Here is a 23,361-nt window from a genome sequence, read left to right on the forward strand (position 1 = left end):
CTTGTGCCGCGAATGGGGCGCGAAGCGGCCCCGCTCTTTCCTCATCACTTCACCGTTTTTCTAGGAGCGCTCTAATGGCTGTTGGTCTTGGTCCTTTGCCCACCCTGCACCCGGTTCCGGGTTTTGAACTCGGCATCGCTTCTGCCGGCATCAAGCGCCCAGGGCGCAAGGATGTGGTGGTCATGCGCTGCGCCGAGGGCTCCAGTGTGGCAGGCGTGTTCACCCTCAACGCCTTTTGCGCAGCACCGGTGATCCTTGCCAAGCAACGCGTTCAGGGCACTGTGCGTTACCTGCTGACCAACACTGGCAACGCCAACGCGGGCACCGGCGCGCCGGGGCTGGCCGCCGCTGAGCGCACTTGCGCCAAGCTTGCGGAGCTGACCGGCGTGCCTGCCGAGTCGGTGTTGCCATTCTCCACCGGTGTGATCGGTGAGCCGCTGCCGGTCGAAAAGATCGAAGGTGCCCTGCAGGCCGCTTTGGACAACCTGTCGGAAAACAACTGGGCTGAAGCCGCCACCGGCATCATGACCACCGACACCCTGCCCAAGGGCGCCAGCCGCCAGTTCCAGCACGAAGGCGTGACCGTCACCGTTACCGGTATCAGCAAAGGCGCCGGCATGATCCGCCCGAACATGGCCACCATGCTCGGCTACATCGCTACCGACGCCAAAGTTGCCCCGGCCGTGCTCAAGGACCTGATGCTCGACGGCGCCAACAAGTCGTTCAACCGCATCACCATCGATGGCGACACCTCGACCAACGACTGCTGCATGCTGATCGCCACCGGCAAAGCGGGCCTGCCGGAAGTCACCGAGGCCAGCGGCGCGCTGTTCGAAGCGCTGAAGAAGGCGGTGTTCGAAGTGTGCATGGAAGTGGCCCAGGCCATCGTCCGTGACGGCGAAGGCGCTACCAAGTTCGTGACCGTGCAGGTCAATGGCGGTGGCAACCATCAGGAGTGCCTGGATGTCGGTTACGCTGTCGCTCACTCGCCGCTGATCAAGACCGCGCTGTTCGCCTCCGACCCGAACTGGGGCCGTATCCTTGCTGCCGTAGGGCGCGCAGGGGTGCCTGCGCTGGATGTAAGCCTGATCGACGTGTACCTCGACAATGTGTGTATCGCCAGCAAAGGCGGCCGCAGCCCGAGTTATACCGAAGAGCAGGGCTCGGCAGTGATGGCTCAGGAAGAGATCACCATCCGTATCGAGCTGGGCCGTGGCCAGTGCAGCGAAACCATCTGGACCACCGACCTGTCCCACGAGTACGTGAAGATCAACGCCGAATACCGTACCTGATCCAATGGCCTAATCGCCGAAAAGCCTGCTCGCAGCCACCTGTGGAAGCCGGCTTGCCGGCGATGGGCTGCACAGCAGCCCCAAGGCCACAGACATTGCCACATCATCGGAGCCGACCCATGAGCTATTACCTGATCATCGGCGACAAGCTGTATTCTTCCTGGTCGCTACGCGGCGCCCTGGCCCTTGAGCTGGCCGGCGTTCCCTACGAAGAAACCCTGATCAAACTCAACCAGCCCGACACCCGTCAGCGCATTCTCGCGTTCTCCTCCACCGGCAAGGTGCCGCTGCTCAAGACCGAGCACGGGGTGATCGCCGACTCCCTGGCCATCGCTGAATACCTTAACGAGCGCCACCCCGAGGCCCACTTGTGGCCTGTCGATGTGGCAGCCCGTGCCCAGGCCCGTTCGGCCTGTGCGCAGATGCACAGCGGTTTTTTCGCCCTGCGTGGCGCCATGCCCTTCGATCTGTCCCGGGACGAAGCGCTGGAAAACATCCCGCTGGATGTGCAAGTGGATATCGACCGTATCGTCGCGCTGTGGTCCGAATGCCGCCTGGTGGCCAAGGACAGCGGCCCGTTCCTGTTCGGCAAGCCGACCCTGGCCGATGCCTTCTTCGCCCCGGTTGCCGTGCGCCTGCGTACTTACCGTGTAGAGGTGCCAGCGCAGGCTGCGAGCTATATCGAAACCATTTACCAATGGCCGGCCTTCAAGGCCTGGCAGCAAGCAGGCCTGGCGGAGCGTGAAGGGTGAAACGGATTCATGTAGCAGCAGCGGTGATTCGCGGTACAGACGGCCGCATCCTCATTGCCCGACGGGCCGACAGCCAGCATCAGGGTGGCCTGTGGGAATTCCCTGGCGGCAAGGTGGAGGAGGGCGAAAGCGTCGAAGCGGCGCTGGCTCGCGAGCTTCGCGAAGAGCTGGGTATCGAAGTGACCCGTTCACGGGCGCTTATCAAAGTCAGCCACGACTACCCGGACAAACAGGTGTTGCTCGATGTCCGTGAGGTCGAAGCGTTCACCGGTGAACCCCACGGGGCTGAAGGGCAGCCGCTGGCCTGGGTGTCGCCGAGGGAATTGCCACAGTATGAGTTCCCCGAGGCCAACAAGCCGATCGTGGCCGCCGCGCGCTTGCCCGATCAGTACCTGATCACCCCGGACGGCCTGGACGTGCCCGAGATGCTTAAGGGCATCCAGAAGGCTGTCGCCGCCGGCATCCGCCTGATCCAGTTGCGTGCGCCGGACATGTACGACCCCAAGTACCGCGATGTGGCGGTGGATGCGGTGGGGCTATGTGCGGGCAAGGCACAGTTGATGCTCAAGGGGCCGCTGGAGTGGTTGGGCGACTTCCCCGCGGCGGGCTGGCACCTGACGGCAGCGCAACTGCGCAAATACGCCGCCAAGGGCCGGCCTTTCCCTAAAGATCGTTGGCTGGCAGCGTCCTGTCACAGTGCTGAAGAGCTGGCACTGGCTGAGCAGATGGGTGTGGATTTCGTCACGCTCTCGCCAGTGCAGCTGACGCAGACGCATCCTGAGGCCTCGCCGCTGGGTTGGGATGAGGCTCAGCGCTTGATTGCCGGGTTCGGCAAGCCGGTGTTCCTGCTCGGTGGTGTTGGGCCAGGCGAGCGTGAGCGGGCCTGGCAAACCGGGGCGCAAGGTGTTGCCGGGATTCGGGCCTTTTGGCCTGAGGCCTGAGGCGGCCGTCGCAGGGGGCTGCCAGGCAGCCCCTTTGCGGTGTCAGCCTGCTGGCTTGTCCGCAGCCTGCCACAACACCTCGGCAACCCCCTGCCGCCGCCCGATGATCCGCGCCGCCACAAACAGCAGATCGGAAAGGCGATTGATATACGCCAGCCCCACGCCTTCCAGCGGCTCAACCGCATTCAGTTGCTGGCAGCGTCGTTCCGCACTGCGTGCCAGGCTTCGGCAGACGTGCGCCTGGGCGATCAGCGCCGATCCACTGGGCAGGATAAAGTTCGTCAACGGCCCCAGTTCCTCGTTCCACCCATCGATGGCAGCCTCAAGCCGTTCCACCTCGGCCTCGTTCAGTGCCTTGTAACTGGGCATCGCCAGCTCGCCGCCCAGGTCGAACAGGCGGTGCTGGCATGGCGCCAGAACCTCGCTGACCTCATCCAGACCTTGCTCTGCAAGGCCGGCCAGCAGCAGCCCAAGCTGGCTGTTAAGGCTGTCCACCTCGCCAATTGCCTCGATCCGCGGGTGGTCCTTGGGCACTCTGCGCCCATCGCCCAGGCCGGTTTCACCTGTGTCACCGGTGCGGGTGTAAATCTTCGACAGGCGATAGCCCATGTCATGTCTCCGTCTGGTTCGGGGCCGCTGCCGACGGCTGGCCGAGGGGCAGGCGCAGGGTGAAGCAGGTGCCCTGGCCGGGCGTGGACTGCACTTCCATCTGCCCCTTGTGGTTATTGGTGATGATGAAGTAGGAAACCGACAAACCGAGCCCGGTGCCCTGGCCGATTTCCTTGGTGGTGAAGAAGGGCTCGAAGGTGCGCTTGCGGACCGCTTCGGGCATGCCGACGCCGTTGTCCTCGACCTGGATCTCGGCCCACGGCGGGCTGAGCCGGGTACGCAAGGTGATCCTTCCTGGCTCGCTGGGCTGAGGCCGTTGGTGAATGGCCTGGGCGGCATTCTTCAGCAGGTTCAGCAGCACTTGCTCCAGCTCGTTGGCGGTGCACGGCACCGGCCCCAGGTTGGGGTCGAACTGGCGGACAATGGCCTGGCCCTTGAAATCGAAACCGATGGTCAGGTCGAAGTCGTTACCGGCGATTTCCACGGCCTGGTCGATCAATGCCGGCAGGTCGCAGGGCGCCAGTTGGCGGTTGCTACGGCGGCTGAAACTGAGCATATGAGTGACGATCTTGGCCGCCCGGGCACCGGCCTGCTGAATGCCATCGAGCAGTTGCGGTACCTCGCGGCTTTCCAGGTAGCGATTGACGCTGGGCAGGTCGATGCCCAGCTCGCTGGCTTGCTCCTGGTTGCGCGGCAGCTCCGGCGACAGTCGCCTGCGGATGTTCTGCACGTTGTGCAGGATCGCGCCCAGCGGGTTGTTGATTTCGTGTGCCATGCCGGCGGCCAGGCCACCGACCGAGAGCATCTTTTCCGATTGCACCATCATTTCCTCCAGCGACAGGCGCTGGGTGATGTCGTCGATGCGGATGACCACGCCGCGGCCGCCGCCACCCATCAGTGGATAGAAGGTCAGGGCGTAATGGCGCAGGTCGTCGCCTTTGGCCCAGGTGACCCGCTCGATCTTGGCGACACGGTGTTTTTCCACGGTTTCCTTGAGCTGCGGCAGGAACGGCTTGAGCGGCTCGAAAGCGATGAAGATCGGCTGGTTCAGCGCTTCGTCCAGCGGCGTGCCGGAGAGCACCGTGGCCTCGTGATTCCACTGGGTGACATAAAGCTGCTCGTCGAGGGCGATCAGCGCCGAGGGCATGGAGTCAATGATGCTGTTGAGATAGTTCTGAAAGCCCGTGAGCTTTTTCTCGATCTTGCTGCGCACCTGGACTTCCAGTTCCAGCTTGCGGTTGGTGTGGCGGGTTTCCTCGGCCAGGCCCTGGGCCTGATCGTAAGCGTCCTGGAATTCGTCGCGGGTGCGCTTGAGTTGCTGCTCGCGCGCCTCGATGCGCGAGAGCATGGTGTTGAAAGCGTCGGCGAGGCTGCCGATCTCATCGTCGTTGCCCCTTTTGGCACGCAGCGCGTAGCTTTCTTCACGGGTGACCTGGCGGCTGAGTTCTTCGAGCTGATTGATCGGCTGGGTGATCAGGCGTTTGATCTGCCGGGCGATGACCAGCCATAGCAGGATGCTGAACACCAGGATCGCCAGGCTGGCGCTCAGGGTGCCGGTGTAGAACGCGGTTGGCAGTTCGCTGCTGGCCACCAGCAGCAGGTGCGCGGGCGGGCTGGCATCACGGGGGATACGGATCAGTTGGGTGCTGCGAAATTCCATCAGGCGCCAGCCGTCGATGTTTCGATAGCGCTTGGGCAGGGCCAGCGGGTCGCCATGTTGCAATTGGGCCAACATGCGACCATCGCCACCATAGACCGCCGCAGCGCGCAGCGGCGTATAGCTGTCCAGCTCTTTGAGCAGCGCCGTGGCAGTGTCCTGGGATTCGCCGGCGCGTGCTGCCAGCTGAGGGTTGGCGACCAGGCGGCCGATGGTCTGCAACGCTTGCGGCGCCATGCTTTCCTGGGTGATCCAGTAGGCGGCGCTGATGAACGTCAGGTTGGCCACCAGCAGGATGGTCACCAGCAGTACCAGCAGGGCGGCCAGCAGCTTCTGCCCGACCGGGAGGTTTTCCAGGCGTTGGCGCAAGGTCATGGGCTAGGCAATGTCCGTATCCGGTTGAAAGGGCGCGTCAGGCGCTTGGCAAGCCACGTGCACGCAGGTTATCGACCAGCCGCTGGTGCAGGCGTTCCAGCCCAGGCAGCACCATGCCATGGCGCGCGGCTGAGCGGCAGGCATGGCCAAGCAGGTAATGCACCTCGGTACGCCGGCCTGCGCGCACATCCTGATACATCGAAGAGTAGTTGGCTGACGTGGCGAGGATCACCCGTTGTACTTCTTCGCCCAGATTATCGGCAGCTTCGGGTTGACGACACCGGCCCAGCAGCTCGCCGAGTTCGGCGATCAACCCATCGACTTCGCTCAGGTGCCCCAGCAGCCCGCCGTTCTGGCAGTCATGCAGCACGGTCAGCGGATTGATCGCGCAATTGAGCGCGAGCTTGCGCCACAGGCGGGTAAGTATGTCGACGGTCCATTCAGCCGGGATACCGGCGTCATGGAGCTCGTCGAACCACTCTGGCGCCGCGGGGTTGGCCGGGTCGCCCAGCCAGTTGAAGCCGTGGCCGGCAAAGCGTACCCGCCAGTCGTCCTCGCGGAATGCGCCCTCGGTGCTGGAGGCGAAGATGCAGCGGGCCAGCGGTACCTGATCGGCGACTTCGTCCTGGCTGCCCAGCCCGTTCTGCAGCAGCACGATTTGCGCGCCAGCGGCCAGGCGCGGGGCCAGCCGTGCGATCGCAGGTGCTGCGTCGTAGGCCTTGCAAGCCACCAGCAGGCGGTGCACCGGCCCGTTGGTATCGGCTGTTTCGGCAGGGATCGCGTAATGATTGGCGTGGTCCTGTTCGACCAGCGTCAGGCCGCCAGTCTGTTCATAGGCCAGCAACCGCTGCCGATCGCGCAGAATCAGGCGCACCGCCTTGCCGGCACGTGCCAGTCGGCAAGCCCAGAGGGTGCCGAGGCTACCGGCGCCGAGAATATGCCAGGTGCTGCTCATCTGCGTTTCGCAACCCGTTATAATAAGCCCGCATTTTAACCTTCAAACCCCGACGCGCTCCATCTTCAGACCGAGCGCGCTTTTATTTTATGGAGAACAACCATGCCTTCGTTCGACGTGGTATCGGAACTGGACAAGCACGAAGTGCAGAACGCCGTCGAAAACGCCATCAAGGAGCTCGACCGTCGTTACGACCTCAAGGGCAAGGGCAGCTTCGAGTTCAAGGAAAAGGAACAGACCGTGCTGCTGACTGCCGAGGCTGAGTTCCAGCTCGAAGCGATGATCGAGATCCTGCGCCTGGCGCTGGTCAAGCGCAAGATCGACGTGAAATGCCTGGAAACCCAAGACGCCTACGCCTCGGGCAAGGAAATGAAGCAGGAGGCCAAGTTCCGCGAAGGCATCGACAAAGAGCTGGCCAAGAAGATCGTCGCCCACATCAAGGATGCCAAGCTCAAGGTCCAGGCTGCCATTCAGGGTGAGCAGGTGCGCGTGACCGGCAAGAAGCGTGATGACCTGCAAGAGGCCATTGCTGCCTTGCGTGCCAAAGAGTTCGACATGCCGCTGCAGTTCAACAACTTCCGCGACTGATCCTTGTTGGCAGGAACCCCGATGGCGCAATGATGTCCATGGGGGCCATGGCCGCTGAATTTTTCGCGGCCGGTTTTACCGTGTACTTGCCGTTCGGCATCAGGAGATGAACATGGATTTGAACGCTGAAGTCGATCAGCTGGTCCGCCAATCGCAGACCTGGGTCCCCTTGATCATGGAGTACGGCAGCCGTGTGCTGCTGGCACTGCTGACCCTGGCGGTCGGCTGGTGGATCATCAACAAGGTCAGCGCCCGCCTGGGCAAACTGGTAGGTCTGCGTAACGCCGACCTGGCGCTGCAGGGCTTCATCAGCACCTTGGCCAACATCGTGCTGAAGGTGCTGCTGCTGGTCAGTGTGGCCTCGATGATCGGCATCGAAACCACCTCCTTCGTCGCTGCCATCGGTGCCGCCGGCCTGGCCATCGGCCTGGCCCTGCAGGGTAGCCTGGCGAACTTTGCCGGTGGCGTGCTGATCCTGATGTTCCGCCCGTTCCGCATCGGCGACTGGATCGAGGCGCAGGGTGTGGCGGGCACGGTGGACAGCATTCAGATCTTCCACACTGTGCTGCGCACCGGTGACAACAAGACAGTGATCATGCCTAACGGCAGCCTGTCCAACGGCATCATCACCAACACCAACCGCCAGCCGACGCGCAAGGTGGTGTTCGACGTAGGTGTGGATTACGAGGCCGACCTGCAGAAGGCCCGCAACGTACTGCTGGAGCTTGCGCAGGACCCTCGCGTGTTGCCCGACCCGGCGCCGCAGGCCGTGGTGGCGACCCTGGGTGACAGCTCTATCACCGTATCCTTGCGCCTGTGGACCAAGACCAGCGATTACTGGGATGTGCTGTTCATGCTCAATGAACATGCGCGTGATCGCTTGAAGGCCGAAGGAATCGACATTCCGTTCCCGCAGCGGGTGATTCGTGTGGTCCAGGAGCCTGCCGCGCAGTAACGCTGAGGTTGCAACATAGGGGCCGCTGTGCGGCCCAATCGCCGGCAAGCCGGCTCTAACAGGTATGCACTGCGCCTGATGCTTGCAGTGGGCCTGGAGGAGCCGGCTTGCCGGCGATTGGGGCGCGCAGCGGCCCCTTGTATTTACACTTGTTCACAGCCAAGCCGCGTCATTTCTGGCATATAGCCTGACCCCACCTGCCTCTGCACCGATACCCCACCATGAAACCATTGCTGTACATCACCCCTCTCAGAGCCCTGTTGTTCGGCCTGACCCTGGCCTTGTTCGAACTGCTGACCTACCTGGCCAGCGACGCCGTCATGCCAGCCATGCCGGTGGTGGTCGACCATCTGAACGCCAGCCCCGAATACATCCCGCACGCGTTGAACCTGTACCTGCTCGGTGGTGTGGTGCTGCAGTGGCTGATCGGCCCGCTGGCCGACCGTTATGGTCGTCGTCCACTGCTGCTGGCCGGTTGCGCGCTCTTTGGTGCGGCTTGCCTGGCCACCTTTTGGGTGCAGGACATTGGCCTTTTCAACCTGCTGCGGCTAGTGCAAGGCATCGGCCTGGGCTTTGTGGTGACGGTAAGCTACCCGGCCCTGAACGAAGCGTTCAGCGAGGCCGATGCGGTGCGGATGATGGCGTTGCTGGCCAATATTGCCTTGCTGTCGCCACTGCTCGGCCCGCTGGTGGGTACCCTGATGTTGCAATGGCTGGACTGGCGCTGGCTGTTCGTGGCGTTCGCCGTTGGCGCTGTGTTGGTGTGGGGGCTGCTGTACCGCTTGATGCCCGAGACCTTGGGCGTGGAGCGGCGCGACGGCTCACGCCTGGCGTTCACGCCGATCCACCTGCTGCCGCTACTGGCGGGCTATGGCCAGTTGCTGGCCAACCGGCGTTTCGTCGCCGGCAGCGCGGCATTGGGCCTGGTGGGCCTGCCGCTGATCGGCTGGATCGGCCTGTCACCCGTGTTGCTTATCCATGACGAGGGGCTCAGCACGATGGAATACGCCCTGTGGCAGTTGCCAGTATTCGGTGGGCTGATCCTGGGCAACCTGATCATCAACCGCATCGCTGACCGCTATCCGCTGCCGGCGCTGGTGCGCGGTGCGCTGTGGCCATACCTGGCAGGCTTGTGCCTGATGGTGCTTGCCACCTGGTACTGGCCCACCGTGACCAGCGTGGTGGCGGGCATGTCGCTGTATGCGCTGGGCCTGGGCGTGGCCAATGCGGTGCTGTACCGCATGACACTGTTCTCCAGCGATCAGAGCAAAGGCTTGGTGTCTGCGATGCTGGGGATGATCACCATCGCCTTGCTGGGCTTGGGCGGGGCGCTGATGGCGATGATCGGGGCGGGGGCGAGCTTGATGCACTTTGCCTTGGCGGCAGGTGTAGCGGGGGCGCTGGCGCTCTGGCCGTTGTGGTTTGTGGTCGGTGGCCGGCCTGATGAGGGTGCTGTCGCTCAGTAGCGATTGCCTGGCCCCATCGCCGGCATGCCTGCGATGGGGCGGGTACAGGCCGCGAGTCTCCCTCAGGGCTGCTCGGTTGCCGAGTTCTCCACCGGTGCCTGTTTCCCGCGGCCCGCTTCCTGTCGCCATTGCAAGGCGATCAGGATCAAGGTCGGTACACCCAGCAGGGCGGTGATCAGGAAGAAGTCGTGATAACCGAACTTCTCGACAATCACCCCCGAATAGCCGCCGATCAGGCGTGGCAACAGCAGCATGATCGAGCTGAGCAGGGCATATTGCGTGGCCGAGAACTTCAGGTTGGTCAGGCTCGACAGGTAGGCGACGAATGCCGATGTCGCCAGGCCCGAGCTGAAGTTGTCCAGCGAAATGGTGACCACCAGCATCTGAAGATTTGGCCCCATGTCGGCCAGCATCAGGAACAGGATGTTGGTACCCGCCGAGGCCGCACCGCCGATGAACAGGATCGGCAGTATGCCGAAGCGCACGATCAGCAGCCCACCTGCACCTGCGCCCACCAAGGTCATGATCAGGCCGAAGATCTTGCTGACGCTGGCAATCTGGTCCTTGGTGAAGCCCATGTCGATGTAGAACACGTTCGCCATGACGCCCATCACCGTGTCCGACATCCGATAGGTGGCGATCAGGCCCAGCAGCAGCAGGGCCTGCCAGCGATAGCGGGTGATGAAGTCGTTGACTGGCGTCAGCACTGGCGCCAGGCCGCGACGGCCCATGCTCGACAGGCACGCCCAACTCAGCAGCACATAAAGGATAAGACGCAGGAAGGCGCGGTCTTCGAGCAGCAGGTCCAGTGGTGTGGCATCGCCGAAGATGACGCTGGCCCAGTCGGTGTTGAACAGCTGGGTGAAGCTAGCCGGTACCGACACCAGCAGGATGATCAGCACAAACACCGAGGCCAACTGGTGAATAAGCCCATAGCGCGCTGCCGACAACTGGGTGCGCAATGGTACGGGAGGTTCGCGCATCACCAGCGTGGTGAACAGCGCAGGCAGCATCATCACGCCGAACAGTACGTAAGTGCCGGCCCAGGCCTTGTGCAGGTAGCTGAAACCGGTGGAGCCGAACCATTCGGCAAAGAACAGGGCGCCAGCAGTGGCGAGCAGCGCAGCGATCCGGTAACCGGCCATGTAGCTTGCGGCCAGGGCGGCCTGGCGTTGATCGTCGGCAATCTCCAGGCGATAGGCATCGACAGCGATGTCCTGGGTGGCAGACGCGAACGCGACCAGCACGGCCAAAGCGATGAGCCACGACAGATGTTGCTGAGGGTCACACAGGCTCATGCCCACCAGGCCGATCACCACCAGTGCCTGTGACAGCAACAGCCACGAGCGCCGGCGACCCAGCCCACCCAGCAGCGGCAACCGCCATTGATCGAGCAGCGGCGACCATACCCATTTGAAGGCATAGGCCAGGCCGATCAGGCTGGCATAGCCAATGGTTTCGCGCGCCACGCCAGCTTCGCGCAGCCACACCGACAGGGTCGAAAACACCAGCATGTAGGGCAGACCGGCAGCAAAGCCGAGCAGCAGAAGCACCAGGGTTGACGGGCTGGCATAGGCAGCGAGCGCAGCGCGCCAGGTTTTACGGGGCATGGGCCAACATCTGCCTCAAGTTTGCGAAAACAAAACGCGCACTCTAACCGCTGTGCTCCATTGGGCGCCAGCCATGGCGCATCATATCCACACGATTATTGGCTACATTCACGCCCTCCGCACGCAGCCGCGCCCTTTGTTCATCTCCCGAGGGAGTCCCCAGCGCCAGGCTCAGACGACCGCCGGCACCCAGTACACGGTGCCACGGCAGACGGGTGTCCGCAGGAAGCTGGCCGAGGGTCTTTCCAACCCAACGCGCCGCTCGGCCAAGGCCCGCCAATTCGGCGAGCTGGCCGTAGCTGACCACCTTGCCTGCTGGCACCTGGCCCAGCACTGAATAAAGCGCCGTTCGTCGGGCCTCGGGCGTCTGCAGCGCGTACTCATGTGCCTCAGACATCGCGGCAGCCCTGGCCTGAAGTGAAACCGGACCAGTGGTCACGGCAAATGCGTATTGAACTCAACGCCATAGTGGGGGGTCTTTCCTTGCTCTGGTCGTCCGCATCCGGATAATGCCCGGCTCATTCGTCTAATCGAACCTGTATTTCGCTTATGCATTCTAGATCCTTGCTGTGCCTGTTGACCGCTTCCCTGTGCGCTGCTCCTGCGTTCGCCGACACCGTGTGGATGAAGAACGGTGACCGCTTGAGCGGCAAGATTCGGGTCTTCGATGGTGGCAAGCTGCTGCTGGAAACCCCATACGGTGGTTCTATCTCGCTGGACTGGAAGCAGGTCCAGACCCTGGAGAGCGACCAGGAGCTGCTGGTCAAGCAGGACGCCTACAACGGCGAGCGGGCCAAGTCGTTGAAGGCCGCCGAGCCTGGCAAGGTGACCCTGGCCAACGGTGAGACGCCCAAGACTGTAGAGCTTGCCAGCATCGAGCAGATCATGAAGCCCAAGCCTGTGGTCGAGGACCTGGTCTGGAAAGGCAATATCGATGCCGCGCTGGACTACCAGCGTGCCGAGAACGATACCGACGACTATGACATCGGTTTCAAGACCACGGCCCGTCATGGCCGTTGGCGGCACAACGCCGAAGGCGAGTACAACCGCGAGACCAAGGACGACGTCACCACGACCAACAACTGGAGCGCAGAGTATGCGCTCGATCGCTTCATCACCGAGAAATGGTTCTGGCAGGGGCGTCTTGAGTACAAGCGGGATCACATCGAGGATCTGGCGCGTCAGCGCACCGTGGGTACCGGCCCCGGTTACCAGTTCTGGGATGACGAACTGGGTGCGTTCTCGCTCGGTTCACTGATCAACCGCACCGACTTCGAGTATCAGAATGGCGGCAAGGACAACTTCTATTCGGCGGCGGTGAAGTGGGACTACACCCGTTACCTGATCGGCAAGAATGTCCAGCTGTTCACCAACGGTGAGTTCGCCAAGCCGCTGGGGGGCGTTGCCGACTATTCGCTGGATGCCGAGGTGGGGCTGCGCTACAAAGTGACCGAATGGGCCTCGCTCAATCTCAAGGCAGAAAAAGACATCATCACCGGCACGCGTGAGAGTGATCTGGACAAGACGCGCTATACCGCAGGCTTTGGCGTGACCTGGTAGGGGTCAGCTTCAAGCTGCAAGCTAAAAGCGAGTGGCATGGCGCCTCGCTCCTGCTTTTTCTTGCAGCTTGAAGCTTGAAGCTTGAAGCTTACAGGTAGCTTGCAACCCAGTAGCCACCTGTCGAGGAGTCAGACGTGAGTCAGAAGGCCATCCGCCCCGCCCGGGAACTGCTGCTCAAGGAGTACCGCGGTGTACTCTCGACCCATTCCAAGTCCATGCCTGGCTTCCCTTTCGGTTCTGTGGTGCCTTATTGCCTGGATGCCGAGGGCAACCCGCTGATCCTCATCAGCCGCATCGCCCAGCACACCCACAACCTGCAGAAAGACCCCAAGTGCTCCTTGCTGGTGGGGGAGCGGGAAGCCGAGGACGTGCAGGCCGTTGGCCGCCTGACGATCATGGCCGAGGCGCACAAGCTGGTCGATGAGGCTGCCGTCGACGCCGCTGCCGAGCGCTATTACCGTTACTTCCCCGATGCCGCCAACTATCACAAGGCGCACGATTTCGACTTCTGGGTGCTGCAGCCGGTGCGCCATCGTTACATAGGTGGCTTCGGGGCGATCCACTGGCTCGATCAGGTGACGTTGGCCAACCCCTTCGCCGGCAAGGCGGAGGCCAGCATGATCGAGCACATGAACAGCGATCATGCCAACGCCATCGCCCACTACGTCGAATTGAGCGACCTGCCGCGTAGCGCGCCAGCGCAGATGGTCGGCATCGACAGCGAAGGCATGCACCTGCGCATAGGCCAAGGTATCCATTGGCTGGCTTTCCCAAGCAATTGCAATACGCCGACACAAGTTCGCGAGGCCTTGGTTTTACTGGCGCGCGCCGACCAATGGCCGGCCGCGACAGAAGTCGAAGCTTGAAAAACCGAGCGCACGCATCCATCTGATGGTCTTAAAGGAAGATAGTCTTCCGTCGAGGAATCCTTGATGCGTGTTTTTCTACTGCTGTTTCTGCTTTTCCCTGTGCTGGAGTTGTTCGTCTTCGTCAAGGTCAGCTCAGCCATCGGTTTCTTCCCGGCGCTGCTGTTGATCATCGCAGGTTCCGCCTTGGGTGTGCTGGTGATGCGTGTGGCCGGCCTGGCCACCGCCTTGCGTGCCCGTGAAAGCCTGCAGCGTGGCGAACTGCCCGCCGAGGACATGTTCCAGGGCCTGATGCTGGCGGTGGGCGGTGGCCTCCTGCTGCTCCCGGGCTTCATCAGTGACGTGCTGGGCCTGCTCTGCCTGTTGCCCTTCACCCGCCATCTGGCCGCACGCAAGATGCGACAGCGTGCCGAGGCCCAGGCCATGCGCCAGCGCGCGTTCCAGGACGACCCCTCTCAGGCACAGCCGCGCGACAGCGGCCATCGGCCCAATGTGATCGAAGGCGAATACGAACGTCGCGACAAGTAGACATCCCCGGGGCCGCTTTGCGGCCCCAAGCTTTTCTGCTCGTTGAAAAATTTTCTGCAGCAAGCCTTGTAATTGATCATGCCGGCCTCATGTATGTGGTCACCGCAAGGTTTCTGGTGGCAACGCCAGACAATACACAGGTGGTTCGCCCGTCGCGGGCCACCCCCGGCAACGCCGGACCGCATCAACCCGCCGGTGTCGACACCGGCCGATGAAAACCACAAATTGGGAGAGATCGACAATGAAGCTTCGTCCTCTGCATGACCGCGTAGTCATCCGTCGCAGCGAAGAAGAATCGAAAACCGCTGGCGGTATCGTCCTGCCGGGTTCGGCCGCTGAAAAACCAAACCGTGGCGAAGTTGTCGCCGTCGGCACCGGTCGCATCCTGGACAACGGCGAAGTACGTGCGCTGGCCGTCAAAGTGGGTGACAAAGTGGTTTTCGGCCCTTACTCGGGCAGCAACACCGTGAAAGTCGATGGCGAAGACCTGCTGGTAATGAGCGAGAACGAAATCCTCGCCGTTGTCGAAGGCTGATTTCCCCGACTTCCCGTTACTCCAAAGAATTTCAAGGATTAAACGATCATGGCTGCTAAAGACGTAAAATTCGGCGATTCCGCCCGTAAAAAAATGCTGGTTGGCGTCAACGTTCTGGCTGACGCGGTAAAAGCGACCCTGGGCCCGAAAGGCCGCAACGTGGTCCTGGCCAAGAGCTTCGGCGCGCCGACCATCACCAAGGACGGCGTTTCCGTCGCCAAAGAAATCGAACTCAAAGACGCCTTCGAAAACATGGGCGCCCAACTGGTCAAGGAAGTCGCTTCCAAGGCCAACGATGCTGCCGGTGACGGCACCACCACCGCGACCGTTCTGGCTCAGGCCATCGTCAACGAAGGCCTGAAGGCTGTCGCTGCCGGCATGAACCCGATGGACCTCAAGCGCGGCATCGACAAGGCCACCGCTGCCGTCGTCGCCGAGCTGAAAAACCTGTCCAAGCCATGCGCCGACTCCAAGGCCATCGCTCAGGTTGGCACCATCTCCGCCAACTCCGACAACTCCATCGGCGAAATCATCGCTGAAGCCATGGAAAAAGTCGGCAAAGAAGGCGTGATCACCGTTGAAGAAGGCTCGGGCCTGGAAAACGAACTGTCCGTCGTAGAAGGCATGCAGTTCGACCGCGGCTACCTGTCGCCGTACTTCGTCAACAAGCCGGACACCATGGTTGCCGAGCTGGAAGGCCCGCTGCTGCTGCTGGTCGACAAGAAAATCTCCAACATCCGTGAGCTGCTGCCAGTTCTGGAAGCCGTTGCCAAGGCCGGCCGCCCACTGCTGATCGTTGCTGAAGACGTCGAAGGCGAAGCCCTGGCTACCCTGGTCGTCAACAACATGCGCGGCATCGTCAAGGTTGCTGCAGTCAAGGCACCAGGTTTTGGCGACCGTCGCAAGGCCATGCTGCAGGACATCGCCGTCCTGACCGGCGGCCAGGTCATCTCCGAAGAAATCGGCCTGACCCTGGAAACCACCACCCTGGAGCACCTGGGTAACGCCAAGCGCGTCATCCTGTCCAAGGAAAACACCACCATCATCGACGGTGCTGGTGTGGACGCCGACATCGAAGCACGCGTCAAGCAGATCCGTGCCCAGATCGAAGAGACCTCTTCGGACTACGACCGTGAGAAGCTGCAAGAGCGCCTGGCCAAGCTGGCTGGCGGTGTTGCCGTGATCAAGGTCGGTGCTGGCACCGAAGTTGAAATGAAAGAGAAGAAAGCCCGCGTTGAAGACGCCCTGCACGCTACCCGTGCAGCCGTCGAAGAAGGCGTGGTGCCTGGCGGTGGTGTTGCTCTGGTTCGCGCCCTGGGCGCCATTGTCGACCTCAAAGGTGACAACGAAGACCAGAACGTCGGTATCGCCCTGCTGCGTCGCGCTGTTGAAGCGCCGCTGCGCCAGATCACTGCCAACGCCGGCGACGAGCCAAGCGTTGTGGCCGACAAGGTCAAGCAAGGTTCGGGCAACTACGGCTACAACGCCGCTACCGGCGAATACGGCGACATGATCGAGATGGGTATCCTTGACCCAGCCAAGGTCACCCGTTCGGCCCTGCAAGCAGCTGCTTCGATCGGCGGTCTGATGATCACCACCGAAGCCATGGTTGCCGACCTGCCGGAAGACAAGCCAGCTGGCGGCATGCCAGACATGGGCGGCATGGGCGGTATGGGCGGCATGATGTAAGCCAGCCTCACCCCCTGTAACAGGAAAAGCCCCGGTTCGTGAGAACCGGGGCTTTTTCGTTTGCGTCAACTTCGTTGAATTTCCACCAGCACTGGCACTGTCCGTGCGATGGCCTTAAGCTGCGCCTGCCGCGCACCATAGCGAAGCGCCGCACAGGAGAACCCGATGCGCATTCTTTTGGTTGAAGACAACCGCGATATCCTTGCCAACCTGGCTGATTATCTGGGCATGAAGGGCTATACCGTCGACTGCGCCCAGGACGGCCTGTCAGGTCTGCACCTGGCTGCCACCGAGCACTACGACCTGATCGTGCTCGATATCATGCTGCCTGGAATCGACGGTTACACCCTGTGCAAGCGCCTGCGCGAGGATGCCCGTCGCGATACGCCGGTGATCATGCTGACCGCCCGCGACCAACTTGACGACCGCCTGCAGGGCTTCCGCTCCGGCGCCGACGATTACCTGCTCAAACCGTTCGCCCTGTCCGAACTCGCTGCGCGCATCGAAGCCGTGCTGCGCCGCGCCCAGGGCGGCGGGCGACGTACCCTGCAGGTTGCCGACCTGAGTTACGACCTGGACACCCTCGAAGTCACTCGCCAGGGGCGCTTGCTCAAGCTCAACCCTGTCGGCCTCAAGCTGCTCGCGGTGCTGATGCAGAAAAGCCCCCACGTGTTGCGCCGCGAGGTACTGGAAGAGGCGCTGTGGGGTGATGATTGCCCCGACAGCGACAGCTTGCGCAGCCATGTACACCAGCTGCGCCAAGTAATCGACAAACCGTTCGAAAAGCCGTTGCTGCATACCGTCCATGGCGTCGGCTATCGCCTCGCCGAGGGTCGCGATGGAGTTTAAGCAAAGCCTGGCGCAGCGCATCATCATCGCGTTTGCGCTGATGAGCGCGCTGGTGGCTGGGGCGTTCGCCTTCGGTATCGTCGCCACTGTCCACCTGGTTGAAGAGCGCTTGATCTCCTCGGTGCTGGGCGGCGACCTGCAGCGCCTGTTGCGCATGGACAGCATCAGTGACTGGAGCCATCGGCCGCGCCCTGACCAGCTGTTCTACTTCAGCGGTGGGCGCGATGACTTCGAGCTACCAAGAGACTTGCGCCACCTCGATGCAGGCTTTCATGAGGTATTTCGCGACCAGCTTTCCTACCACGCAATGGTGGAAATCGTAGACGGCCGACGTTATGTATTGCTGCAGGACCAAAGCGATTTCGAAGAGCGCGAGCGGGTACTGTTCGCCGTCGTCATGGTGGGCTTCGTGCTCAGCCTGGTACTGGCGGTGTTCCTCGGCTGGCTGCTGGCACGGCGAGTGATGGCACCGGTGATCCGCCTGGCGCGGCAAGTACGCCATCGTGATCAGCTTCTTGGCCTGGCACCGCCCTTGGCACCCGATTACGCAGCCGATGAAGTTGGCCAGCTAGCGGTGGCATTCGACGATACCCTTGGCCGTTTGCGCGATGCACTGACCCGCGAGCGTCTGTTCACCAGTGATGTCAGCCACGAATTGCGCACGCCGCTGATGGTGCTGGCCACCTCCTGCGAGCTGTTGATCGAAAACCCCAATCTGGATAGCCGCTCACGTAGCCAGGTCGAACGCATCGCCCGGGCCACCGAAGAAATGCGCGAGTTGGTCAAAACCTTCCTGATGCTCGCCCGTGCCCAGCGCGACCAAGGTGCCGTGGCCTCCCAGGCGACGCTGCGCGAGGTGGCCGACGATCTGATAGGCGTATGGCGCGACACCATCGAGCAGAAAGGGCTGACGCTGTACTTCGATGGCCGCGTCAGTGCAGGCCCGCTGCTGTACAACGCGACGTTCCTGCAATCGGTGATGGGCAACCTGTTGCGCAACGCTGCGCACTACACCGACAGTGGTTACATCCGCCTGAGTCTTGAAGCCAATGGGTTCAGCGTCGAGGACAGCGGGGTCGGCATTCCGGAGGAGCAGCGCGAGGCGATGTTCAAACCGTTCGTGCGTGGTGATGAGCGACGCGGCGAAGGTCTGGGGCTTGGCTTATCGCTGGTACAACGGATCTGTGACGACCAGGGTTGGCGCGTTACGCTGACTTCTACCGCCCCCCATGGTTGCCGTTTTCAGGTGGACTTGAGCCAAGGCGCTGAAAAGTCCGATCCGTTGAAGCTTTGCGAGTAAATTACTGGGCTATATTCCTTTAGGGATAACACTTTTTTCACATTGGCATGACCTGTTTCCTACGCAGTGTTACTTAAGGTACATGCAATGGAGCCAGGAGATGCCCAATGCGTAGCCCGATCAAACTCGAATTTTCCAAGAAGTACGACCAGCAACATGCTCGGGAGTATTTCCTCAAGCACCAGGATGGTCTGGCACGTCGCCTTTCCCACAAGCGCGATGAGCAATTGGCCCGTCGAGCCTTGGCGCTGGCCGGAGAACCGGGGTTGGTGCTGGATCTGCCTTGCGGCGCGGGCCGTTTCTGGCCACTGCTGGCAGAAAAACCCAACAGGGTAATCATTGGTGCCGACAATTCCGAGGCGATGATCGAGACTGCCTGTGCCGCACAACCGCCAGAGGTGGTAGCGCGGGTACGCCCTTTGCAAACGTCAGCGTTCGCCATCGACTTGCCGGACAACTCGGTCGACAGCATTTTTTGCATGCGCTTGTTTCACCACATCGGTGAGGCAGCCCACAGAAAAACGATTCTTTCGGAGTTTCAAAGGGTTAGCCGTGACAGCGTAATCCTGTCATTGTGGGTGGACGGAAACTTCAAGGCCTGGCGGCGTCAAAAGCTCGAGCAACGGCGCAGTGCCAAAGCCGAGCCGGGCAGTTACCAGAATCGTTTCGTGTTACCGGCAGAGACAGTCGAAGAAGAATTCAAGGCCGCCGGCTTCAGGATCCAGGAACGCCTCGATTTCCTGCCGTTCTATGCCATGTGGCGGGTCTATGTATTACGTAAGGGGTAGTGTTTGATGGCTGTAGCCCAGAGCGGGGAGTCACGCTTCGATTATTACTGGCGTCAGCAGGGCGAATGGGTCGAGGAACCCAACCAGCGCCGCGGTGGTGAAAGTGGCGTGCAACGCCTCAACGATGCCGATGGCAAGTTGCTGTATGCCAAGCGCCAGGTCGGGCACATCTACCGCAGCCTGTTGCACCCCTTCGGCAGGCCGACGGTGCTGCGTGAGCTCGACGCGCTGAACAGCTTCGAGCAACTGGGCGTGCGTGTCCCGCGCATCGTATTTTGTGGGGCCGAGCGCGATGCCGACCACCAATGGCGTGCGCTGCTGGTCAGCGAAGCGCTCGATGGTTTCATCGAACTCGATGCCTGGCATGCCCAAGGTGCGCGCGAGCACTACCCGCAAGTGGTACATGAACGCATGCTCAAGGAGTTGGCTGACAACCTGGCCCGCATGCACCTGGGCCACTGGCAGCATGGCTGCCTGTATGGCAAGCACGTATTCGTCAAAGTGATCGGCGAGGGCGAACAGGCCCGTGTTGAAGTGGCATTGCTCGATCTGGAGAAGTGCCGCCGCCGTATCAGCTGCCAGCGCGCTGCGGGCAATGACCTGCGTCAGTTGCGCCGCCATTCGTCGCTCAATGACGCGGAATGGCAATCGTTGCTCTACTTTTACCAGATGGCGTTTGGCAGCGCTGTCAAAGGGTTAGGGCAATGAAACTAGAAATCGCTCGAGCATTGTTTCTGATAGCGGGTCTGGCTGTGACCACCGTGGCGGTAGCGGCGTGGGAAGAGCCACGGCCCAGAGTGTTCAGCAAGGCTGAACAGGCAGAACAATGCGCGTTGCCCAGGGACGTGAAGCAGCAGGTCCAGGCCCAGCCGGACCAGGATTTGCTGTTGCTTCTGTTCGGGCTGCGGCAGGGCTTGCGGCCTGCAGGCTGACCTGCTTTGAGCACAAGAGGCCCCGCTATTGCGGGGCCTTTGCTTTCTGTAGTTGGCCCGCTCAGGCAACGACAGGTTCCGTCGCCGCTGTCTTGTGCGCCAACAGGGTGTAAATGCACGGCAGCACAAACAAGGTAAACAACGTCCCGATCGACATCCCCGTCGCAATCACCGTACCGATGTCAAAGCGGCTCACTGCCCCGGCCCCGGTCGCCAGAATCAGCGGCACCATGCCAAATACCATTGCGGCGGTGGTCATCAGTACCGGGCGTAGACGAATGGCCGCAGCTTCCTCGATCGCCTCCCTTGCGCTCAGCCCTTTTTCCTCACGCAACTGGTTGGCGAACTCGACGATCAGGATACCGTGCTTGCTGATCAGCCCGATCAGCGTCACCAACCCGACCTGGGTATAGATGTTCATGCTGGAAACACCCAGGAATAGCGGCAACAGCGCCCCGCAGATCGACAGCGGTACCGTCACCAGAATCACCAGCGGGTCGCGGAAGCTTTCAAACTGTGCCGCCAGTACCAGGAAGATGATCGCCAACGCCAGGCCGAAGGTCACCCACAGCGCGCTGCCTTCCTGTATGTACTGCCGTGCCGCGCCGGCATAGTCGAAGGAGAACCCTTCCGGCGCCTGCTCGGCAGCAATATCCCGCACTGTCTGCAAGGCTTCGCCGATGCTGACCAAAGGCACGCCCTGGATGATTGCCGAGTTCAGTTGCTGGAACTGGTTGAGCTGGCGTGGACGCGCTCGGTCGCTAAGGGTGATCAGTGTGGACAGTGGCAGCAGTTGGCCCTGGTCGTTCTTGACGTAATAGCTGTTGAGCCAGCCGGCGTTGTCGCGGTAGGGCCGTTCGACCTGGGCGATGACTTTGTAGCTGCGGCCTTCGAGGGTGAAACGGTTGATTTCCCCCTCGCCCAGCAAGGTCGCCAAGGTGCCGCCAAGGACGTCCATGGATACACCCATCTGCGCAGCCTTGGCGCGGTCGATGTCGACTACCACCTCGGGCTTGTCGAACGCCAGGTCGATGTCGAGGAAGGCAAATTTGCCTGATGCCTGGGCGCGTTCCTTGACCCGTTGGGCAACCTCCAGCAGCGCCGGGTAATCACCTGCGGTATTGATGACGAACTGGAACGGCAAGCCTTCGCCGGTCCCCGGCAGTGACGGCAGGTTGAAGCCGAAGATCTGCAGGCCGCTGATGTTGTCGAGTTTGGCCTGTACCAGGGGCAGCAACTCCATTTGCGTGCGGTCGCGCTCGTTCCAGGGCTTGAGCAGGAAACCGCCGATGCCGCTCTGCACGCCGTTGAATCCGTTGATCTGGAACGACGAGTAGTATTCGGGGAAGGCCTTGAACAGTGGGGTGAACTGGTCGGTGTAGGCATTGAGGTAGTCGAGGTTGGCTGGTTGTGGCGAGCTGCTGATCATGAAGATGACCCCCTGATCCTCGTTCGGTGCCAGCTCGTTCTGGGTGAACTTGAGCAGCACCGGGATCAGGCACAGGATGATCACGGCGAACACCAGCACCACCGGGCGGCTGTCCAGGGTGGTGTGCAGCAGGCGCTGGTAGCGGCCCTTGATCCGCTCGAACAGCACGTCAAGGCGATGGGCCAGGCCGCTTGCATTCTGCTCACGCCGCAATAGCAGGGCACACATCATCGGCGACAGGGTCAGGGCGACGACGCCCGAGATGATCACCGCCCCTGCCAGGGTCAGGGCGAACTCCTTGAACAAGGCGCCGGTGAGCCCGGTCAGGAAGCCGATCGGTGCGTATACCGCCGCCAGGGTGATGGTCATCGACACCACTGGCATGGCGATTTCCCGCGCACCTTCCAGCGCGGCGTCCACCGGTGACTTGCCTTCTTCCATGTGCCGGTGGATGTTTTCCACCACGACGATGGCATCGTCCACCACCAGGCCGATGGCCAGCACCATTGCCAGCAGGGTCAGCAGGTTGAGCGAATAGCCCATCATCTGCATGAAGAACAGCACCCCGATCATCGACAGTGGGATGGTCACCACCGGGATCAGTACCGAGCGCAGCGCGCCGAGGAATAAAAACACCACCACGATGACGATCAGCACCGCTTCGCCAAGGGTCTTGACCACTTCGTCGATCGAGGCCTGGATGAACAGCGTGGCGTCATAGGCAATCGACCCCTTGAGCGCGGACGGCAACTGGCTTTGCAGCTCCGGCATGATGCGGCGTACTTCCTTGATCACCTCCAGCGGGTTGGCGGCCGGGGTGGCCTTGATGCCGATGTAGACCGAAGGAGTGCCATCGAACGAGCTGACCGTGTCGTAATTTTCCGCGCCCATCTCGACCCGTGCCACATCGCCGAGCAATACACGGCTGTCGCCGGAGGTCTTGAGCGGCAATGCGGCAAAAGCCTCGGCCGACTTCAGTTCGGTGTTGGCATTGATGCTGGTGACCACGTATTCGCCCTTCACCTCACCAGCGGCGGCGAGAAAGTTGTAACGGCGTACGGCGCTGGTCACGTCGGTGGCGGCAAGGCCGAACGCTGCCAGTTTGACCGGGTCGATCCAGATGCGCATGGCGAACACCTGGTTGCCGAGGATCTCTGCCTCGGCCATGCCCGGCAAGGTTGCAAGTTTCGGCTGGATGACCCGTGACAGGTAGTCGGTGATCTGCGGGTTGCTCATTTCCTTGCTGTAAAAGCTGATGTACATCAGCGCCGAGGCATCTGCGGCTTCTTTGCTCAGTACCGGGTCTTCTGCGTCTTGCGGCAACTGGTTGCGCACTTCGTTGGCCTTGGCCAGCAACTCGGTGAACAGGCGGTCGCTGTCGGCGCCGATGCGCGCATAGATGGAGATGATCGAGAAGTTCTGCCGGCTCACCGAGGTCATGTAGTCGATGCCTTCGGCGCTGGCCAGGCTCTGCTGCAGCGGTTGGGTGATGTAGCCCTGAATGGTTTCTGCGTTGGCGCCGGGGTAGGCCGTGGTCACCGTGATCAGGGCGTTTTCCATCTGCGGGTACTGGCGGATCTGCAGCTTGTTCCAGGCCTGGAAACCCAGCAGCAGGATCAGCAGGCTGACCACGCTGGCCAGCACCGGGCGGCGGATGAACGGGTCGGTGAACGCCATGCCTGCCT

Annotated in this window: 22 protein-coding genes; 16 read left to right on the forward strand and 6 right to left on the reverse strand. The window is 61.8% G+C overall.

The genetic code is table 11. The features are described from left to right. Positions 1-74 precede the first annotated feature (74 nt). From argJ to JOE27_RS21180, 3 genes are all read left to right on the forward strand, one after another. On the forward strand, positions 75-1,292 hold the full coding sequence (argJ, locus tag JOE27_RS21170) for a bifunctional glutamate N-acetyltransferase/amino-acid acetyltransferase ArgJ (protein ID WP_125923880.1): 1,218 nt from the start codon (positions 75-77) through the stop codon (positions 1,290-1,292). Between the two features lie 119 nt (positions 1,293-1,411). Further along, positions 1,412-2,044, forward strand: a complete 633-nt coding sequence (locus JOE27_RS21175; protein ID WP_204919842.1) for a glutathione S-transferase family protein — start codon at positions 1,412-1,414, stop codon at positions 2,042-2,044. Continuing rightward, positions 2,041-2,985 (forward strand): Nudix family hydrolase, encoded by a 945-nt coding sequence (locus tag JOE27_RS21180; RefSeq protein WP_125923881.1) that lies wholly within the window; start codon positions 2,041-2,043, stop codon positions 2,983-2,985. The genes JOE27_RS21175 and JOE27_RS21180 overlap by 4 nt, the downstream gene beginning before the upstream one ends. Before the next feature lie 42 nt (positions 2,986-3,027). On the opposite strand, the gene JOE27_RS21185 is transcribed toward JOE27_RS21180, so the two are convergent. Genes JOE27_RS21185 through JOE27_RS21195 form a run of 3 tightly spaced genes read right to left on the reverse strand, consistent with a single transcriptional unit; the run spans position 3,028 to position 6,581 of the window. Then, a complete protein-coding gene (locus tag JOE27_RS21185) occupies positions 3,028-3,594 on the reverse strand; it encodes a cob(I)yrinic acid a,c-diamide adenosyltransferase (RefSeq protein WP_115273646.1) in 567 nt (188 codons plus the stop codon). 1 nt (position 3,595) lies between these two features. Then, the gene (locus tag JOE27_RS21190; RefSeq protein WP_115273647.1) at positions 3,596-5,626 is read right to left on the reverse strand and encodes an ATP-binding protein; all 2,031 of its coding nucleotides are present in this window, start codon (positions 5,624-5,626) and stop codon (positions 3,596-3,598) included. 37 nt (positions 5,627-5,663) lie between these two features. Next, the gene (locus tag JOE27_RS21195; protein WP_204919844.1) at positions 5,664-6,581 is read right to left on the reverse strand and encodes a putative 2-dehydropantoate 2-reductase; all 918 of its coding nucleotides are present in this window, start codon (positions 6,579-6,581) and stop codon (positions 5,664-5,666) included. A 102-nt stretch (positions 6,582-6,683) separates the two neighbouring features. Here JOE27_RS21195 and JOE27_RS21200 point away from each other — a divergent pair, with 102 nt between their 5' ends. The 3 genes from JOE27_RS21200 (at position 6,684) to JOE27_RS21210 (ending at position 9,590) form a co-directional block, all read left to right on the forward strand. Continuing rightward, positions 6,684-7,169 carry a YajQ family cyclic di-GMP-binding protein gene (locus tag JOE27_RS21200; protein WP_046784865.1) on the forward strand — a complete coding sequence of 162 codons (486 nt, stop codon included), beginning with the start codon at positions 6,684-6,686 and terminating at the stop codon, positions 7,167-7,169. A 112-nt stretch (positions 7,170-7,281) separates the two neighbouring features. Further along, on the forward strand, positions 7,282-8,124 hold the full coding sequence (locus tag JOE27_RS21205; RefSeq protein ID WP_115273649.1) for a mechanosensitive ion channel family protein: 843 nt from the start codon (positions 7,282-7,284) through the stop codon (positions 8,122-8,124). A 221-nt stretch (positions 8,125-8,345) separates the two neighbouring features. Next, entirely contained in the window at positions 8,346-9,590 is a 1,245-nt protein-coding gene (locus JOE27_RS21210) for an MFS transporter (RefSeq protein ID WP_046784867.1), read from the forward strand. 62 nt (positions 9,591-9,652) lie between these two features. On the opposite strand, the gene JOE27_RS21215 is transcribed toward JOE27_RS21210, so the two are convergent. Further along, positions 9,653-11,200, reverse strand: coding sequence for an AmpG family muropeptide MFS transporter (locus JOE27_RS21215; RefSeq protein ID WP_039603670.1), 1,548 nt, complete (start codon positions 11,198-11,200; stop codon positions 9,653-9,655). A gap of 43 nt (positions 11,201-11,243) precedes the next feature. Beyond that, positions 11,244-11,597 (reverse strand): MGMT family protein, encoded by a 354-nt coding sequence (locus JOE27_RS21220; RefSeq protein WP_080952075.1) that lies wholly within the window; start codon positions 11,595-11,597, stop codon positions 11,244-11,246. A gap of 152 nt (positions 11,598-11,749) precedes the next feature. Between JOE27_RS21220 and JOE27_RS21225 the strand changes: the two genes are divergently transcribed. From JOE27_RS21225 to JOE27_RS21270, 10 genes are all read left to right on the forward strand, one after another. After that, positions 11,750-12,760: a DUF481 domain-containing protein gene (locus JOE27_RS21225; RefSeq protein ID WP_046784869.1), complete on the forward strand. Its 1,011-nt coding sequence runs from the start codon at positions 11,750-11,752 to the stop codon at positions 12,758-12,760. A 134-nt stretch (positions 12,761-12,894) separates the two neighbouring features. Then, entirely contained in the window at positions 12,895-13,626 is a 732-nt protein-coding gene (locus JOE27_RS21230; RefSeq protein WP_119688324.1) for a DUF2470 domain-containing protein, read from the forward strand. A 66-nt stretch (positions 13,627-13,692) separates the two neighbouring features. Beyond that, a complete protein-coding gene (locus tag JOE27_RS21235; RefSeq protein WP_046784871.1) occupies positions 13,693-14,154 on the forward strand; it encodes an FxsA family protein in 462 nt (153 codons plus the stop codon). A gap of 241 nt (positions 14,155-14,395) precedes the next feature. Beyond that, complete coding sequence (locus JOE27_RS21240) at positions 14,396-14,689, forward strand: co-chaperone GroES (RefSeq protein ID WP_009395550.1); 294 nt, start codon at positions 14,396-14,398, stop codon at positions 14,687-14,689. Between the two features lie 48 nt (positions 14,690-14,737). After that, entirely contained in the window at positions 14,738-16,378 is a 1,641-nt protein-coding gene (gene groL, locus JOE27_RS21245) for a chaperonin GroEL (RefSeq protein ID WP_046784872.1), read from the forward strand. 165 nt (positions 16,379-16,543) lie between these two features. Continuing rightward, entirely contained in the window at positions 16,544-17,227 is a 684-nt protein-coding gene (gene colR / locus JOE27_RS21250) for a two-component system response regulator ColR (RefSeq protein WP_003255215.1), read from the forward strand. Beyond that, positions 17,217-18,527, forward strand: coding sequence for a HAMP domain-containing sensor histidine kinase (locus JOE27_RS21255; protein ID WP_204919846.1), 1,311 nt, complete (start codon positions 17,217-17,219; stop codon positions 18,525-18,527). The genes colR and JOE27_RS21255 overlap by 11 nt, the downstream gene beginning before the upstream one ends. Positions 18,528-18,634: 107 nt before the next feature. Next, positions 18,635-19,315 (forward strand): class I SAM-dependent methyltransferase, encoded by a 681-nt coding sequence (locus JOE27_RS21260; protein ID WP_115273653.1) that lies wholly within the window; start codon positions 18,635-18,637, stop codon positions 19,313-19,315. A gap of 6 nt (positions 19,316-19,321) precedes the next feature. Beyond that, positions 19,322-20,023, forward strand: a complete 702-nt coding sequence (locus JOE27_RS21265; RefSeq protein ID WP_046784875.1) for a lipopolysaccharide kinase InaA family protein — start codon at positions 19,322-19,324, stop codon at positions 20,021-20,023. Then, positions 20,020-20,247 carry a hypothetical protein gene (locus JOE27_RS21270; RefSeq protein WP_046784876.1) on the forward strand — a complete coding sequence of 76 codons (228 nt, stop codon included), beginning with the start codon at positions 20,020-20,022 and terminating at the stop codon, positions 20,245-20,247. Before JOE27_RS21265 ends, JOE27_RS21270 begins: the two co-directional genes overlap by 4 nt. Positions 20,248-20,308: 61 nt before the next feature. On the opposite strand, the gene JOE27_RS21275 is transcribed toward JOE27_RS21270, so the two are convergent. After that, positions 20,309-23,353 carry a multidrug efflux RND transporter permease subunit gene (locus tag JOE27_RS21275; RefSeq protein WP_046784877.1) on the reverse strand — a complete coding sequence of 1,015 codons (3,045 nt, stop codon included), beginning with the start codon at positions 23,351-23,353 and terminating at the stop codon, positions 20,309-20,311. Between the last annotated feature and the right edge of the window lie 8 nt (positions 23,354-23,361).

Source organism: Pseudomonas sp. M5, assembly GCF_016907075.1.
Classification (GTDB): domain Bacteria; phylum Pseudomonadota; class Gammaproteobacteria; order Pseudomonadales; family Pseudomonadaceae; genus Aquipseudomonas; species Aquipseudomonas putida_E.